This is a genomic window from Halorubrum sp. DM2, assembly GCF_901686465.1.
GTDB lineage: Archaea > Halobacteriota > Halobacteria > Halobacteriales > Haloferacaceae > Halorubrum.
The window spans coordinates 894,956-910,734 of record NZ_LR594487.1 but is presented as its reverse complement, the minus strand read 5'-3'; the positions used below and the strand labels follow the sequence as shown (position 1 = coordinate 910,734).

Sequence of the window (15,779 nt, the reverse complement as noted above, 5' to 3'; positions counted from 1 at the left end):
TCGCAGACCGGAACTGCGGACCGAACCGCCTACAGCGACGCGGCCCGCGTCGCGTCCGCACCGAAGGTGAGTTCGAAGACGGCACCGTCGTCGTTCCGCGCCTCGATGTCCCACTCGTGCGCCTCGACGATGCGGTCGACGATCGCTAAGCCGATCCCGGAGCTGTCGGCCGACGAGACGCCCGAATCGAAGACCGTGTCGACCAGTTCGATCGGGATCCCGGGACCGTCGTCCGCGACGTACAGTCCCCTGTCGCCGCCCGCAGCGAGCGGTCCGATCTCTATCGTGACATCCCGACCGCCGTGGTCGATCGCGTTCCGGAAGAGGTTCTCGAATGCCTGCCGGAGCCGGCTCGGATCGGCCTCGACGCGGCCGATCTCGTCGGCGATCGTGAGGGTCGCGTCGGGCGCACGCACCGACTGCCACGCCTCCTCCGCGATGGCCTCGATCGGAACCGGCTCCGTGTCACCGATCGCCTCGCCGCGCCGGGCGAGCATGAGAAGGTCGTCGATCAGCGTCTCCATGCGGTCGACCGCACCGTTCATGGCCTCGTAGCGCGTCGGTGAGAGCTCCTCCTCTGAGAGGGAGAGGTATCCCGAAATCACGTTGAGCGGGTTCCTGAGGTCGTGTGACACGACGGCGCTGAACTGTTCGAGCTGTTCGGCCTGCCGTCGGAGCGCAACCCGGCGATCGTTGCGTGCGATCGTGTGCGCGACCAAATCACCGAGCGTGCGGTACAGGTCGACCTCGTCGTCCGTCCAGACGCGACAGTCGTCGGACTCGAACGCGACGATCCCGCTCAGTTCCCAGTCGACGACGAGCGGTACATGAACCGTCGCCGGCGGTCGTTCGCCCGTCTCAGCGCTCCCGTCGCCGGAAAACGCCGGTGCGGCAGACGAACGCGCGACGTTGGTGAACGTCGATAGCTGGTCTGGGTTGGGGAAGTCCTCGAACGCCCTCGGTTCCGGTTCGGATCCGTCAGGACACCAGCTGTACGCGGGCACGAATCGGCCGTCGTCCTCCCGATAGCAGACGATCCGATCGAGTTCGGCGTGTTCGCCGACGTTCTCCATCGTCCACTCGATCTTCGTGTCGACCTCGTCGGTCCGCGTACTCATCAGCGTCGTTCCGGCGTCGAGCAACACGTCCGCGAGCCGGGCGACGTCGTCGTCGCCGAGTTGAACGCGATCGGGATCCGCTCGGTTCGCAAAACACTCGACGAGCCGAGCGACATCATCGGGTCCGTCAGCGGTCGAGTCTCGCCCGCCCACCTCCACCACGTCGTCCACGTCGGCCGACAACAGGGCGCGGATCGTCGCCGTCGTCGCGTCCTCGACGAGCGCGATCACTGGTACGTTCGACGGAAGTCGCTTGAGGCGGTCCCGTACCGCCCCGTCGGTCGTGGCCGCGGCGGTGACGACTACCACACAGGTCGCGTTTAGCGGTCCCTCACCCTCGCGGTCCGCGTCGAGGTCGGCGGGGGCAAGCGCGCGAAACGTCGGGCCGTCGGTCCCCTCCCAAGCGGCGTCCACTGCGCGGGACACGCGTTCGCCAGCGCTCGCGTCGTCGCCCACGAACGCGACGACTGTTCGCCGGTCCATACCCCGTTCAATCGGTCTGCGGGCTTCAACGTTTATCCCAAAATATCGAGGGTGAAAACGCTACTCAGGATCGGCGGCCGCCGTGACGTAGATCCCGAAGAGGACGATACAGCCGCCGGAAACGGTGGCCGGCGTCGGGGCCTCTGACAGCAACGCGAACGCGAGCAGCGTCGCACCGACCGGTTCGCCGAGCAGCGAGACGGAGACGACGCTCGATTCGAGGTGTGCGAGCGCCCAGTTGAGGACGGTGTGACCGAGCAGTCCCGGTCCCACCGCCAGCCCGACGAACAGCAGCCACTCCCTGAGCGGGTAGCCGGTGAGCGGACGCCCGGCGGCGAGGACGAACGCGAGCAGCACGACCACGCAGACGCCGTACACGACCGTGACGTAGGGGATCAGCGAGATTCGCTGGCGCAGCGAACGCCCCGCCAGCACGTAGCCCGCGGCGGCGACCGCACCGGACAGCGCGAGCGCGTTCCCGTACAGGGGACGGGGACCGATCGCCACGCCGCCGAGGAGGTCGCCGAGGGACATCGACACCATCCCGACCACGGCGACCGCGATGCCCGCGGCCATGCGACGCGTGACGCGTTCGCGCAACAGCAGCCACGCGCCGAGCGCGACGAACACCGGTTGGGCCTGAACCAGCGTCACGCTCGCCGCGACGCTCGTCCACCGGAGGCTTTCGAACCACGCCGCGAAGTGGACGGCGAGCGCGACCCCGGACAGAGCCGCGAACGCGAGGTCCCGAGACCGGATCCGCGCGAACTCCCCGCGGTACCGCCACGCGGCGACAGAGGCCAGCGGCAGCGTCGTGAACAGCACCCGGTAGAACGCGGCGACGGAGCTCGGCGCGTCGCTCAGGCGCACGAGGGTCGCCCCCGCGCTCACGGCAGCGACCGCGACCGCCAGTCCCGCACTCGGTGACACCGCCGGCTTCGAGTCCATCGGGTCTCGCGGTCGTTCGAGCGGCGGGTGCTTACGGGTTTCGAGTGACAGTTGATTCGGTCGAAAGGGGCCGCCTCCGTCGTCCGACGGACGCAGCGACGGAGACTTGACTCCTCGGCTCGAACCGCGGGCCATGTGTGCGGACACGTTCGGAGTCGGCATTCGCGTCACCGAGACGGAGCTCCGGGTCGTCGTCGGCGTCCCCTCCGACATCGACTCCGGGTGGACCGACCCCGAAACGTTCCAGTCGCTCGTGGCGGAGACGGTGTGGGAGCGCCTCGATCAACGCCGGACGTTGGAGGCCGTCGCCGCGCGATACGAGACCGGCGAGACGGCACCCCTCGGAAGCGTGACCATCGAGCCGGACGGGACGGTCATGGAGACAGACCTCGAACGCGTCGGTGCGGCGGACGACTGAAGCGATTACCGAGGCGGTGGAGCGACCGTGACGCGAGCTGCGGTTCAGTCGTCGGACGCGCCCGTCTCAACCGCGGCACCAATGGCCCACGCTCGATCCGGACGGTACGCGGTGAGATCGTATCGGGTCGGTCCCACGGTCTCGCTCCACGTGTCCAGCGCGCCGAGCGTCACCAGCCCTGATAGCGTCGCTCCGAGCGTTCGCGGCGTCGTCTCGGGATCCGTCAGCGCGGCGTGGACCTGTTTCGACTGCGGGTAGTTACGGTCGCACGCTTCAATCCCCCGTTTGGCCTCCGCCCAATGCCGGCGGACGTACCCGAAGGTCGTCGGATCCTCGCGGGAGAGCCGTTCGACCGCGGCCGTCTCCGCGTCGGTACCGACGAGCGAATCGACGCGGTTACCCATCCGAGACACAACCTCCGCGGGGCCCCCGCGGGCGTATCCGATCGCGATCCGGTTCGCCCGCTCCGCGAACCGTGCTACGAACCGGTCCGTGAACGCGACTGCGGAGTCGGGACCGTCGCGCGCGGCGACGGGCGCGAGGTCGTCGATTACCAGATCGACCGTCCCCGGAGGAGCGCCGTCGAGGTGGGACGCCAGGGCGTCGAGAACCCGTTCGTTCCCGGCTTCACGACCGAGTATCGTGTACGCGAGCCCCCCGTTCGCCATGACCTGCGTCGACGAGGCGGCCCCGCTTCGGGTGACATCACTCGCGTCTACCACCGCCTCCCGACTCGGCGGCCCCGCGGCCGTTCGCTGCCAACCGGTCCGCCACGCCTCGACATCGGTCCCGAACAATACCGACACCACCCGCTCTGCGGTGATTCCGTCGCGAACCGACGGACGATCCCCACAGGCCAGTCGCACCGTGGCGTCGGCGTCGTTCGGTCCGTCCATGATACGTTAGCTTCACCGACAAAACTCATAAACTTACGGATGATGCTATCAGTACTGATATGATTATCGGCGCGGCGACGGCCCGCCCGTTGCTCGCGGGCCGGTGACCGAGTACGCCGCCGCTACTCGCGGGAACGAGGCCAACACGCACTGAGTCCGGCCGCTCTCACCTGTACGTGCGACTATCGATCAGTCGTAGACGGTCGCGTGCGAGACCGCGAGTGCGCGGGCTCGCAACACATGAAAACAGCCCACGGGCAGTGTGCCCGTGGGCTGGTAGATGAGAGCAGAATGCTCTCGTATGAATAGGGAGGCGGCGACTCGTGGTTTCCAGAGGATCGCTCACTCCAGTACTTCACGATACGCTGGTGGGCTTAACTTCCGTGTTCGGAATGGGTACGGGTGTCTCCCCACCGCTTTGGCCGCCTTCATGCCGACTCTCGGATTCGAACCGAGACTCTCTCTGTCCGTCGAGACGTTAAGAGACGCCTGTGTCGGTCGTGGTTCGGTATCAACCGTGTATATCGTGCGATCCAGGTACCGCCTGAACTCATGCGAGTCGTGGCGCGTCAGCGCCAATGAATGTGGCTCGGTCTGTTAGTTCTCGTGGGCTTAACACCTCGTTGCCTCGGTGCGTACACCCCGAGTCTATCGAACTCGTCTTCTACGAGTGACCTCTGTGGTACCTCTTTTCCATGTGGGTTTCGAGCTTAGATGCGTTCAGCTCTTACCCCGTGTCGCGTGGCTACTCGGCAGCTGCCCTTCCGGACAACCGATACACCAGTGGCGACCAAACGTAGTTCCTCTCGTACTATACGTTCGTTCACGTCAGGTACCTCACACCCCCAATAGATAGCAGCCGACCTGTCTCACGACGGTCTAAACCCAGCTCACGACCTCCTTTAATAGGCGAACAACCTCACCCTTGCCCGCTTCTGCACGGGCAGGATGGAGGGAACCGACATCGAGGTAGCAAGCCACTCGGTCGATATGTGCTCTTGCGAGTGACGACTCTGTTATCCCTAAGGTAGCTTTTCTGTCATCTACGGGTCCCATTCCGGAACCTCGTAGGTTCGCTAGACCACGCTTTCGCGTCAGCGTTCCTCGTTGGGAAGAACACTGTCAGACCATCTTGTGCTCTTGCGCTCTTCGCCGGATTCCCGACCCGGCTGAGATGATCTTCGGGCGCGCTCGATATCTTTTCGAGCGCGTACCGCCCCAGTCAAACTGCCCGGCTACCGGTGTACTCCTCCCGGAGTGAGAGTCGCAGTCACCGACGGGTAGTATTTCAATGCTGTCTGGGTGGCGCGCTAGCGCGCGTACCTCTGTAACGACTCCTACCTATGCTGCACATCGGCGACCACGTCTCAGCGACAGCCTGCAGTAAAGCTCTATAGGGTCTTCGCTTCCCCTTGGGGGTCTCCAGACTCCGCACTGGAACGTACAGTTCACCGGGTCCAACGTTGGGACAGTGGCGCTCTCGTTTATCCATTCATGCAAGCCGCTACTGAAGCGGCAAGGTACTACGCTACCTTAAGAGGGTCATAGTTACCCCCGCCGTTGACGGGTCCTTCGTCCTCTTGTACGAGGTGTTCAGATACCCGCACTGGGCAGGATTCAGTGACCGTACGAGTCCTTACGGATTTGCGGTCACCTGTGTTGTTACTAGACAGTCGGAGCGCCCGAGTCACTGCGACCTGCCTCGTCGGAGGCAGGCATCCCTTCTTCCGAAGGTACGGGACTAACTTGCCGAATTCCCTAACGTCGGTTCTCCCGACAGGCCTTGCCTTGCGCTGGCAGAGCACCTGTGTCGGATCTCGGTACGGACACTATGCTTGCCTTTTCACGGGCCCTATGTACGGCTGACTTTCGCTGTTTCGCGTTTCGCTCGCTTCGTACCGTGACGGTGTCCACGAGTTTCCACGATTCGACCGGGCGAGTGCCCGGCTCAGCGTTCCACACGGCGTCGGCGTTTACTGCATAGCGGCGCTGGAATATTAACCAGCTTCCCGTCGGTGTAGTCAAGTTGTGGTACACCTTAGGACCGGCTAACCCTCGGCTGAACGGCAGTGCCGAGGAACCCTTGCTCTTCAGGCCGTCGAGGGTCTCACCCGACTATCGCTGCTACTGTGACCAGGATTGTCGTTACTGGACGGTCCACACGAGCTCTCGCCCGGGCTTCCGTCCGACCAGTACGCCAACCTACACGGTTGCCTTGTGACAGGCACGGCCAGGTCTCGGTGGTAGATTTGAGCCCCGATCATTTTGGGCGCCTCAAACCTCGGCCGGTAAGCTGTTACGCTTTTCTTAGCGGGTAGCTGCTTCTAAGCTCACCTCCCGGCTGTTTAGGGCTTGAGACCACCTTCGAATCGCACTTAATCTACACTTTGGGACCTTAACCCGGCTCTGGGTTGTTCCCCTCACGGTACACAGGCTTACCCCGCGCACCGGACTCCCTTCGTCTACAGCGCCTGCGGGTTTGGAGTTCGACAGGATGGCCGACTCCTCTCGGAGGCGGGTCATCCAATCGGTAGCTCTACCCCGCGGGCTACCTCGGATGAGGTCATGCTTCGACATGTTTCGGTTGGAACCAGCTGTTGCCAGGCTCGATGGGCCTTTCACCCCTACACACGAGTCACGAGAGGGTATTGTAGAACACCAACTCTAACAGGCCTCCACGTGGCTTTCGCCACGCTTCACCTTGCTCGCGCGTAGATCGCCTGGTTTCGGGTCGCACCCGATTGACTCCCCGCGCTTGAACACGGTGGCCCTCGCACGAATGTGCTGCGGCCGTATCGGTTTCCCTGCGCCTTCCCCGGTTCACGGGTTAGACTCGCCAATCAAGTGCACTCCCTGGGTCGTTTTTCAAAACGCACGACACGACGCCGGCTCGTCTCTCTTCCTACTAGAGAATCGCTTCTCGGTCGTTTTGAGAGACGCCTTGTACGCCCTGTCGCTCGATCGCCAGCTGATTTCAGGCCCTATTGCACCGCCCTTTTCGGGGTGCTTTTCAGCGTTCGCTCACGCTACTTGTTCGCTATCGGTCTCGAGGAGTGTTTAGCCTTCTCAGGGGATGCCTGAGGTGTTCACAGAGGATATCCGACCCCTGCTACTCTGGATTTGACGCCATCTGTACTGACTCATCTTACGGGGTTGTCACCCTGTTTCACGCTCCGTTCCAGGAGACTTCAGATGAGTTGTCGAGATTTGGTTGTCAACCCGAACACCACATTGGTCCGAAGACCTTCGGTTTGGGCTGTGTCGCGTTTACTCGCGGTTACTGACGACATCGCGTTTGCGTTCTTTTCCTGCCCTTACTGAGATGTTTCAATTCAGGGCGTTCCCTATTGCGCGTGGCAATTGTTGAACGGATTCCGATTGGGAGATCTCGTGTTCTTTCCCTCCATGCGGGTCCCACGAGCTTTTCGCAGCTTGGCACGTCCGTCGTCGGCTCTCGAGCCGAGCCATTCACCAGCTGGCACAGTAGCCAGTAGTGTGCCAGCCAACTCTCAGAAGAGAGTGCTGACGGTGTCAGAAATACTCGTCAGAGTATTCCGACTGTATATGGTTCACTGACGTTCCACGAACTCGGATGAGTTCAGTGGACGTCTGGATCGCACGTATACACGGTTGTCATTGAATCGCCCCGGGTGTGTGCGGGGCGTTCGTCGAACCCTTCCCATCCGCGGTTTCCCGGGATGGTGCATCGGTCGTCGTGTTCAGTCCGAATCGCGTCTCCCACTTAAGGGGACGGATTTGGACTGAACGGACATGGACTCACTGGGATTCGAACCCAGGGCATCCTCCTTGCAAGGGAGGCACTCTACCGCTGAGCTATGAGCCCACCTTCCCTGTGGGGAAGGTCTGTCTCGCGTGTTGTGTGGGCCGTGGTCGTTCTAGGGTGTCCAAGCCGGTGGGTGGACGGACGTACACAGACTAGTGCGAATGAGTAGTGACCGTTCTGGTGAACGGTCGTAAGGTGAGCCTCCCGTGTGGGAGGTCTCAGGTCGGTGGAGGTGATCCAGCCGCAGATTCCCCTACGGCTACCTTGTTACGACTTAAGCCCCCTTGCGAAGCCCAGATTCGACGTACGTGGTACGCCTCATCCGGACCTCACTCGGGTGCTTTGACGGGCGGTGTGTGCAAGGAGCAGGGACGTATTCACCGCGCGCTTGTGACACGCGATTACTACCGAATCCAGCTTCATGTGGGCGAGTTGCAGCCCACAATCCGAACTACGATCGAGTTTCTGAGATTACCGTCTCCTTTCGGAGTTGGAACCCTTTGTCTCGACCATTGTAGCCCGCGTGTTGCCCAGCACATTCGGGGCATACTGACCTACCGTTGCCCGTTCCTTCCTCCGTGTTAGCCACGGCGGTCTCCCTACTGTCCCCAGCTACCTCGCGGTACTGCTGGCAAGTAAGGATGCGGGTCTCGCTCGTTGCCTGACTTAACAGGACGCCTCACGGTACGAGCTGACGGCGGCCATGCACCTCCTCTCTGAAGCTCGGATAAGGTCATCAACCTGATCGTCATTACTACAGTCGATGCTGGTGAGATGTCCGGCGTTGAGTCCAATTAAACCGCAGGCTCCTCCGGTTGTAGTGCTCCCCCGCCAATTCCTTTAAGTTTCATCCTTGCGGACGTACTTCCCAGGCGGCCTGCTTAGCGGCTTCCCTACGGCACAGCACCCACTCGTAGTGGGAGCCACACCTAGCAGGCATTGTTTACGGCCAGGACTACCCGGGTATCTAATCCGGTTCGAGACCCTGGCTTTCGTCCCTCACTGTCGGATCCGTTCTCGCGACGTGCTTTCGCCATCGGCGGTCCGTCCAGGATTACGGGATTTCACTCCTACCCCGGACGTACCCGTCGCGCCTTCCGGTCCCAAGCCACGCAGTTTCTACCGGGCGTCCACCTGTTGGGCAGGTGGATTTCCCGATGGACTTGCGTGGCCAGCTACGGACGCTTTAGGCCCAATAAGATCGGCCATCACTTGGGCTGCCGGTATTACCGCGGCGGCTGGCACCGGTCTTGCCCAGCCCTTATTCTGGTACCGCCTTAGGGTACCGAAAAGCACAGGCGCTATGCCTGTGCACTTGGGATCCCCCTATCGCACTGTCGTGCAGTGTAAAGGTTTCGCGCCTGCTGCGCCCCGTAGGGCCCGGAATCTTGTCTCAGATTCCGTCTCTGGGTTCTCACTCTCATGACCCATACCGATTATTGGCACGGTGGGCCGTTACCCCACCGTCTACCTAATCGGCCGCAGCCACATCCTTCGGCGCCGGAGCGTTTGGCATACCACTCATTCCAGTGGTGGTATGGTATGTACTATTAGCCTCAGTTTCCCGAGGGTATTGTACTCCGAAGGGTAGTTTGGCCACGTGTTACTGAGCTATTCGCCACGAGTATGAACTCGTACGACTAGCATGGCTAAATCGGATCCCAATAGCAATGGCCTCCGGCAGGATCAACCGGAATGAGTATCCTTCGAGCCTGATTCCCGGCTCGAAGGGGGTGTTGGCGGGTGTCAATCTCGTTGGAGACGAGAGTCGACACACCATTGCATTGGTCTGTGTGGTGTCCGGTTCCAGCCAGCGGCTTGGATGGCACCGAACGACCACGGCTCACATCAGATCGCCGCTTACGCCGGAGCGCAGGGGGCGCGATCCTCATCGGGTGAGTCGGACAAGCCGACTCTGCGAAACCGGGCCGAATTGAACGGCCCGAGTCCGCGGTGCGTTCTTCGCGTATTGACCGAACGGGCTTATACACTTAAGCACGTCGGAACGCTTTCGGCCGGCCGCGTCTGCGGCCGACCGGTGCCCCCACGTCGGGGGCTCCTCGCATTTCTTCGAATGCCCGGGTTGTATTTAACCCCGTCGAACTATATGCGCCACGTCATGCGATTTCATGGAACGGTTCGCGGGAGACCGATCGGTCGAGACGCGATAGTATCGAGGTGAAACTATGTCAGTCGGGAGGTCACGTGAACGAGAGTCAGGGGTATATTTCTCTAAAATTTGTCATATATTCGAGACAGGATTTCTGGCTCGTCACGCGAGTCTGCGATCGAACATCGTATCCCAGTGATAGCCGGTCGTTTATACCACGGGCGTTTATAAGGGAGGGGGCCACATATAAAAGCGAACGATGACGAACCCTGCAGACTCGATCGAGATTCAAAACGTTGTTGCATCGACGGGTATCGGTCAGGAGCTCGATTTGGAGGCGCTCGCGGAGGACCTCCCGGGCGCGGATTTCAACCCCGACAACTTCCCCGGCCTCGTGTACCGGACCCAAGAGCCGAAGGCGGCCGCACTCATCTTCCGTTCGGGCAAGATCGTCTGCACGGGCGCGAAGAGCATCGACGACGTCCACGAGGCGCTCGGCATTATCTTCGAGAAGCTCCGGGGGCTCCAGATCCCCGTCGAAGACGATCCGGAGATCACCGTTCAGAACATCGTGTCGAGCGCGGATCTCGGGCACAACCTCAACCTCAACGCCCTCGCGATTGGTCTCGGTCTCGAGGACGTGGAGTACGAGCCGGAGCAGTTCCCCGGACTCGTCTACCGGATGGACGAGCCCGAGGTAGTCATTCTCCTCTTCGGGAGCGGAAAGATCGTCATCACGGGCGGCAAACGCACCGATGACGCGGAGGAGGCGGTCGAAGAGATCGTCGAACGTATCGAAGGACTCGGGCTGCTCGGCTGACGCGGTCCCGCATCGATCGGTCTGTTCGGAAGCCCTTGTTTCAATAAGGCCGACGGAGCGTTGGGGGGCTGAATCCGGGTTGTACGGCCCGATTACGCGTCCGCGTCTTCGGTGAGTACCTCTTTCACGACGCTCGGATCCTCCAGAAGCTGGTGTTTCGTGTAGCTGCCCTCGGCGCTGCCGCCGCTGTGTTTCGACTGTTCGATGATGTCTAGGAACGCGTGTTCCTTCAAGAGGTCGCGGACACGCCGGAGCGAGAGGCTGTCAGAACCCTCCTGTCGACAGATGTTCTCGTATATCTCGTACACCCGGCTCGTTCGGAACCCGTCCTGCCGGCCGTTCGAGAGCGACAACAGCGCAAGCGCCTGGAGGACGTACCGTGAGTGCGGCGTGGATCCGCGGATGAGCTCTCGGAACCGGTCGGTCTCCGCTCGCTCGCGCGCCTGCGTGACGAACTCCTCGCGGACCGTGGGTTCACCGTTCGCCTGAGCGATCTCGCCAGCGTACCGGAGGATGTCGATCGCCTTCCGGGCGTCGCCGTGTTCGCGTGCGGCGAGCGCAGCGGCACGGGGGATCGTCGACGGTTCGAGGACATCGTCGTGGAAGGCGTCCGCGCGCGCTTGCATGATTTCCCGGAGTTGATTCGCGTCGTACGGCGGGAAGACGAACTCGCGTTCACACAGGCTCGATTTGACCCGTTCGTCCATCCGGTCTTTGTACTGGATCTTGTTGCTGATCCCGACGACACCGAGCTTACAGTCGGTGATCTTTCCGGCCTCGCCGGCGCGGGACAGCTGCATCAGGATGGCGTCGTCGTCGAGTTTATCGATCTCGTCGAGGAGGATCAAGACCACGTCGTATCGCTGATCGAGGATTCGCCAGAGGCGCTTGTAGTACGTGGACGTCGAGAGCCCTTTGTCGGGAACGTTGATACCGGTTTCCTCGGGGTCGTTGACACCCTCGGCGATGGTCTGGACCGCCTGCGTCTCCGTAGTGTCTTGGGCGCAATCGACGTAGGCGAACGTCGCCGTGACGCCCTCCTCGCTGGCTGTCGAAACGAGCCGCTTCGAGACGTACTTCGCACACAGCGATTTGCCGGTGCCCGTCTTCCCGTAGATGAGCACGTTGCTCGGACTCTGCCCGAAGATGGCCGGGTTGACCGCCGTCGCCAGGTCGGCTATCTCGTCATCTCGACCGACGATACGCCCCTCGCCCGGGAGGTGGCTGATCTCGAGGAGTTCCTTGTTCGCGAAGATGGGGTCCTCTCTCGTGAAGAGGTCGTCCGCTGCGTCCATGAGGGAGACACCGCGTTTCCGGTGAAATGCGTTCCGTTTTCGTCACCGCGCGGAGAGAGTAGTCCAAGCGTTGATTGGTGTTTGAGACACACACCGTGTTTCCGGTGAAATGGAGGATAGGGGTGTGGGTCGGGGATAGGGGTGTGGGTCGGGATAGAAGCGTGGACGAGGAATCGTGAGGATCAGTTTCAACATAGATAAAAATCTACAGTCGCAATCGGAGAGTAGAGAAAACAGCGGTCAGAGGAGGGAAAAACAGCAATCAGAGAGCGAGATGAGCATCAATCGGAGGATCGAAACGGCAGTAGCGTGAGAGCGTCAACCCGTCGTATTTCACCGGAAATGAGGTGTACGACGAGGGCGTCCCGTTCCATCGGGGGGAGACCGCGTTTCCAGTGAAATACCGGACCGACTTCTAGTGAGCCGTTGACGACTCCACTTGACGAGCGCTACTCCGGATTAGGTAATAAATCCTGTTGTTCTGTATTAGACACAAAGGGATCTCAGCGTCATACCGACATCCTACTCACACCCATCTGACCCCCAATTTCACCGGAAACACGGTGTGTCTCTCCGAGCAAAAACGAGCTCGACCGTTGCGCAAACTACCGTTCGAGGGAGTCTCGGACCTCGTACCGCACGCCGTCTTCGCGGAGTCGCGTCGTATGTCGGGAGAGTTCGTCGGTCGATACGAGCAACAGCACGTTCAGCCCGCGGAGGGCGGCCTGCGAGACGCCCGTTGCCGACCCGAACCGGACATCCGGCCGGAGGCCGGTCCGGGTCGCGAGCGCGTACGCCTCCGTCCCGCCGACCGCAATCAAGTCCGCCGCCGCGGCGCGGTCCGTAATGACGTCGGAGGACGGGGGATCCCCTTCTGTCACCGCCGGGACCGGAACGACCGTCACCACGCCCGGGTCGTACTCCACGACGCCCTCGAACTCGGTGACGCCAACCGCCTCCCCCGCCTCGCCACCGGTGACGACGACGGCGGTCGCCGACCCGCCCTCGGGAACGGCGTGTAACACGCCGTCGCGCATCACGAGGCCGACCTCGTCGCCCTCCTCGACCGCGTCGGCCGCGACGGCAGCGTCGACGTCGACGCTTCCCAAGACGTCGTCAGACACCCGAGAGACGAACTCCGAGAGGGCATCGGTCCGCGTGATGATCCAGTCGACACCCTCCTTCGTCACCTCGTACCGACCCCGACCGCGCTTCTCCACGTACCCGCCGTCGACTAAGTCCCTGACGTAGTCGCTCACGGCCTGTGAGGTCACGCCGATGACGTCCGCGATCTCCTCTTGGCTCACGGCGGGTTGTCGCGCCGCGATCTCGACGAGAACTCGGTATCGAGTCGCATCGCGCCGGTTGTCGAGCACTCGCGGTGCGGTCGCCTCGCCCGGATCCTCGCTCGGTTCCATACCAATATTGTCGTAGTTGGAAACAAGTAAATTTGGTGTACGGCCACCCCGTGACGAAACGAGACCGCGAGTCTCGAACCTCCGTTCCGGTTGTGAGTGAAAACGAAGAAACTCGAAACGGAATCGGCCGCAGCCACTCACGTGTCCCGCAGACACATGCGATTCCGGTGCGGACGCGACGTGGCTACTCTCGCACGGACGCGATACCCCTACTCTCACACGGACGCGACGCCGCTACTCCTGTGCGTCCACGACGGCGACGCTGGCGAGGTTGACGATGTCTTTCACCTCGTCGCCGCGCTGGAGCACGTGGACCGGCTGGTCCATGCCGACGAGCATCGGTCCGATGGCCTCGGCACCGCCGAGGCGCTGAAGCAGTTTGTACCCGATGTTCCCGGCTTCGAGGTTCGGGAACACGAGGACGTTCGCCGCGTCGTCGAGTTCGGAAAACTCGTAGGTCCCGTTGAGGATGTCGTCGACGACCGCGGTGTCGGCCTGCATCTCGCCGTCGACGGGGAAGTTGACGCCATCATCCGACTGGAGGATGTTCACCGCGTCCCGCGGCTTCCGCGTCCCCTCGTTGTCGACGCTGCCGAAGTTGGAGTACGACAGCATCGCCGCGCGCGGTTCGACGTTGAACCGTCGCGCGAGGTCGGCGGTGTGGCGCGTCACCTCCGCCAGCGTCTCTGCGTCCGGGTCCTGGTTGACCGTCGTGTCGGCACAGAAGATGACCCGGTTCTTGAACGTCAACATGTAGACGCCGGCGACAGTATCCGTGTCCTCGGCCGATCCGACGATCTGAAGCGGTGGGCGAAGCGCCGACGGGTAGTGGTGCGTGAGTCCGGTGAGCATCGCGTCGACGTCGCCGGTCTCCACCATGACGCTGCCGAGGTAGTTGGTGTCCCGCTCGACCAGATCGTCCGCCTCGCGTTTCGTGATCCCCTTGCGCTTGCGGAGTTCGTACAGCCGCTCGCCGTACCCGGAGACGTCTCGGTTGTCGGGGTCGACGACCTCGGGCTGGAACGAGAGACCGAGCTCGGCCGCGGTCCGCGAGATGGTGTCGGCGTCGCCGAGCAACACCGGCTCCGCGATCCCCTGCTCGGAGAGCTGATAGGCCGCGCGGATCATCTTCTCGTCGGTGCCCTCGGCGAGCGCGATCCGCTTCGGATCGCTCTTCGCTTTGTTCAACACGACCCGCATCATTTCCCGAGACTTCCCTAAGCGGGCTTCGAGCCGCTCGCGGTACTGCTCCAGATCGATCTCGGTCCGTGCCGACCCGGACTCCATCGCGGCCTCCGCGACGCGCGGGGCCAACTCGAACAGCACCCGGGGGTCGAGCGGCTTCGGAATGACGTAGTCGGGACCGAACTGGAGCGGGTCGTCACCGTACGCCTTCACGACCGCGTCCGGGACGTCCTTGCGCGCGAGGTCGGCGAGCGCCTCCGCGGCGGCCGCCTTCATCTCCTCGTTGATCTCCGTCGCGCGCACGTCGAGCGCGCCGCGGAACAAGAAGGGGAACCCGAGGACGTTGTTCACCATGTTCGGGTAGTCCGAGCGCCCCGTCGCCATGATCACCGTGTCGTCGCGGGCGTCCTTCGCGTCCTCGTAGGTGATCTCCGGGTCGGGGTTCGCCATCGCGAAGATGATCGGGTCGGCGGCCATCGAGCGGACCATCTCCTGCGAGACGATTCCGCCGACGGAGAGACCGACGAACACGTCGGCACCCTCCATGGCGTCGGCGAGGTCGCCGCCCTCGACCGGACTGGCGAACTGGCTCTTGTACTCGTTGACGTCGCCCGCCTCGACGCGCTCCTCGGTGATGATGCCGGAGGAGTCACACATCGTGATGTTCTCCTCGCGCGCGCCGAGCGAGACGTAGAACCGGGCCGTCGCGATGGCGGACGCGCCGGCACCGGAGAAGACGATGTCGAGCTCGGAGAGCTCCTTGTCGGAGATATCGACCGCGTTCATCAGCGCCGCGCCGGAGATGATCGCGGTGCCGTGCTGGTCGTCGTGGAACACCGGCACGTCCATCTCCTCCCGGAGCCGCTCCTCGATTTTGAAGCACTCAGGGGCCTTGATGTCCTCTAAGTTGATCCCGCCGAACGTTGGCTCCATCGCCTTCACCGCCTCGCAGAACGGATCGACGGAGTCGATGTCGAGTTCGATGTCGAACACGTCGATGTCGGCGAAGCGCTTGAACAGCACGCCTTTCCCCTCCATGACGGGCTTCGACGCGGACGCGCCGATGTCCCCGAGCCCGAGGACGGCGGACCCGTTGGACACGACGGCGACGAGGTTCCCCTTCGCCGTGTACTCGAAGACCGACTCGGGGTCGGCCGCGATGTCGCGGCACGGGGCCGCGACTCCCGGCGAGTAGGCTAACGAGAGGTCTCGCTGCGTGTTCGTGGGTTTCGTCGTCTCGATCGCGATCTTTCCGGGCGGGTCCTGTCGGTGGTACTCCCGCGCGTCATCATCCAGTCCCATAT

8 protein-coding genes, 1 tRNA gene and 3 rRNA genes are annotated in these 15,779 nt (G+C 62.6%); 2 read left to right on the top strand and 10 right to left on the bottom strand.

The window, feature by feature from the left end; all coding sequences use genetic code 11:
* Positions 1 to 29 precede the first annotated feature (29 nt).
* Entirely contained in the window at positions 30 to 1,601 is a 1,572-nt protein-coding gene (locus tag QOL69_RS04715) for a sensor histidine kinase (protein ID WP_283402218.1), read from the bottom strand.
* Positions 1,602 to 1,661: 60 nt separating this feature from the next.
* Complete coding sequence (locus QOL69_RS04710) at positions 1,662 to 2,549, bottom strand: DMT family transporter (RefSeq protein ID WP_283402217.1); 888 nt, start codon at positions 2,547 to 2,549, stop codon at positions 1,662 to 1,664.
* Positions 2,550 to 2,682: 133 nt separating this feature from the next.
* Between QOL69_RS04710 and QOL69_RS04705 the strand changes: the two genes are divergently transcribed.
* Positions 2,683 to 2,967 (top strand): DUF8124 family protein, encoded by a 285-nt coding sequence (locus QOL69_RS04705; protein ID WP_048076208.1) that lies wholly within the window; start codon positions 2,683 to 2,685, stop codon positions 2,965 to 2,967.
* 44 nt (positions 2,968 to 3,011) lie between these two features.
* Here QOL69_RS04705 and QOL69_RS04700 read toward each other — a convergent pair whose 3' ends face one another.
* From QOL69_RS04700 to QOL69_RS04680, 5 genes are all read right to left on the bottom strand, one after another.
* Positions 3,012 to 3,863 (bottom strand): hypothetical protein, encoded by an 852-nt coding sequence (locus QOL69_RS04700; protein WP_283402216.1) that lies wholly within the window; start codon positions 3,861 to 3,863, stop codon positions 3,012 to 3,014.
* 308 nt (positions 3,864 to 4,171) lie between these two features.
* Positions 4,172 to 4,293 (bottom strand): 5S ribosomal RNA (gene rrf, locus QOL69_RS04695).
* Between the two features lie 147 nt (positions 4,294 to 4,440).
* Positions 4,441 to 7,359 (bottom strand): 23S ribosomal RNA (locus QOL69_RS04690).
* A 276-nt stretch (positions 7,360 to 7,635) separates the two neighbouring features.
* Positions 7,636 to 7,707, bottom strand: a tRNA-Ala gene (locus QOL69_RS04685).
* 167 nt (positions 7,708 to 7,874) lie between these two features.
* A 16S ribosomal RNA gene (locus QOL69_RS04680) occupies positions 7,875 to 9,344 on the bottom strand.
* The 16S, 23S and 5S rRNA genes sit together here with 1 tRNA gene alongside, the layout of an rRNA operon.
* A 672-nt stretch (positions 9,345 to 10,016) precedes the next feature.
* Here QOL69_RS04680 and QOL69_RS04675 point away from each other — a divergent pair.
* Positions 10,017 to 10,577 carry a TATA-box-binding protein gene (locus QOL69_RS04675; protein ID WP_004046033.1) on the top strand — a complete coding sequence of 187 codons (561 nt, stop codon included), beginning with the start codon at positions 10,017 to 10,019 and terminating at the stop codon, positions 10,575 to 10,577.
* 92 nt (positions 10,578 to 10,669) lie between these two features.
* Here QOL69_RS04675 and QOL69_RS04670 read toward each other — a convergent pair whose 3' ends face one another.
* From QOL69_RS04670 to QOL69_RS04660, 3 genes are all read right to left on the bottom strand, one after another.
* Positions 10,670 to 11,872, bottom strand: coding sequence for a Cdc6/Cdc18 family protein (locus tag QOL69_RS04670; protein ID WP_048076209.1), 1,203 nt, complete (start codon positions 11,870 to 11,872; stop codon positions 10,670 to 10,672).
* 605 nt (positions 11,873 to 12,477) lie between these two features.
* Entirely contained in the window at positions 12,478 to 13,290 is an 813-nt protein-coding gene (locus QOL69_RS04665) for a DUF7839 domain-containing protein (protein WP_048076210.1), read from the bottom strand.
* 234 nt (positions 13,291 to 13,524) lie between these two features.
* On the bottom strand, positions 13,525 to 15,777 hold the full coding sequence (locus QOL69_RS04660; protein ID WP_048076211.1) for an NADP-dependent malic enzyme: 2,253 nt from the start codon (positions 15,775 to 15,777) through the stop codon (positions 13,525 to 13,527).
* Between the last annotated feature and the right edge of the window lie 2 nt (positions 15,778 to 15,779).

Excerpts from the sequence above, each read along its gene's own strand:
- QOL69_RS04715 (WP_283402218.1), bottom strand. The coding sequence starts at position 1,601 with ATGGACCGGCGAACAGTCGTCGCGTTCGTGGGCGACGACGCGAGCGCT.
- QOL69_RS04710 (WP_283402217.1), bottom strand. The coding sequence starts at position 2,549 with ATGGACTCGAAGCCGGCGGTGTCACCGAGTGCGGGACTGGCGGTCGCG.
- QOL69_RS04705 (WP_048076208.1), top strand. The coding sequence starts at position 2,683 with ATGTGTGCGGACACGTTCGGAGTCGGCATTCGCGTCACCGAGACGGAG.
- QOL69_RS04700 (WP_283402216.1), bottom strand. The coding sequence starts at position 3,863 with ATGGACGGACCGAACGACGCCGACGCCACGGTGCGACTGGCCTGTGGG.
- QOL69_RS04675 (WP_004046033.1), top strand. The coding sequence starts at position 10,017 with ATGACGAACCCTGCAGACTCGATCGAGATTCAAAACGTTGTTGCATCG.
- QOL69_RS04670 (WP_048076209.1), bottom strand. The coding sequence starts at position 11,872 with ATGGACGCAGCGGACGACCTCTTCACGAGAGAGGACCCCATCTTCGCG.
- QOL69_RS04665 (WP_048076210.1), bottom strand. The coding sequence starts at position 13,290 with ATGGAACCGAGCGAGGATCCGGGCGAGGCGACCGCACCGCGAGTGCTC.
- QOL69_RS04660 (WP_048076211.1), bottom strand. The coding sequence starts at position 15,777 with ATGGGACTGGATGATGACGCGCGGGAGTACCACCGACAGGACCCGCCC.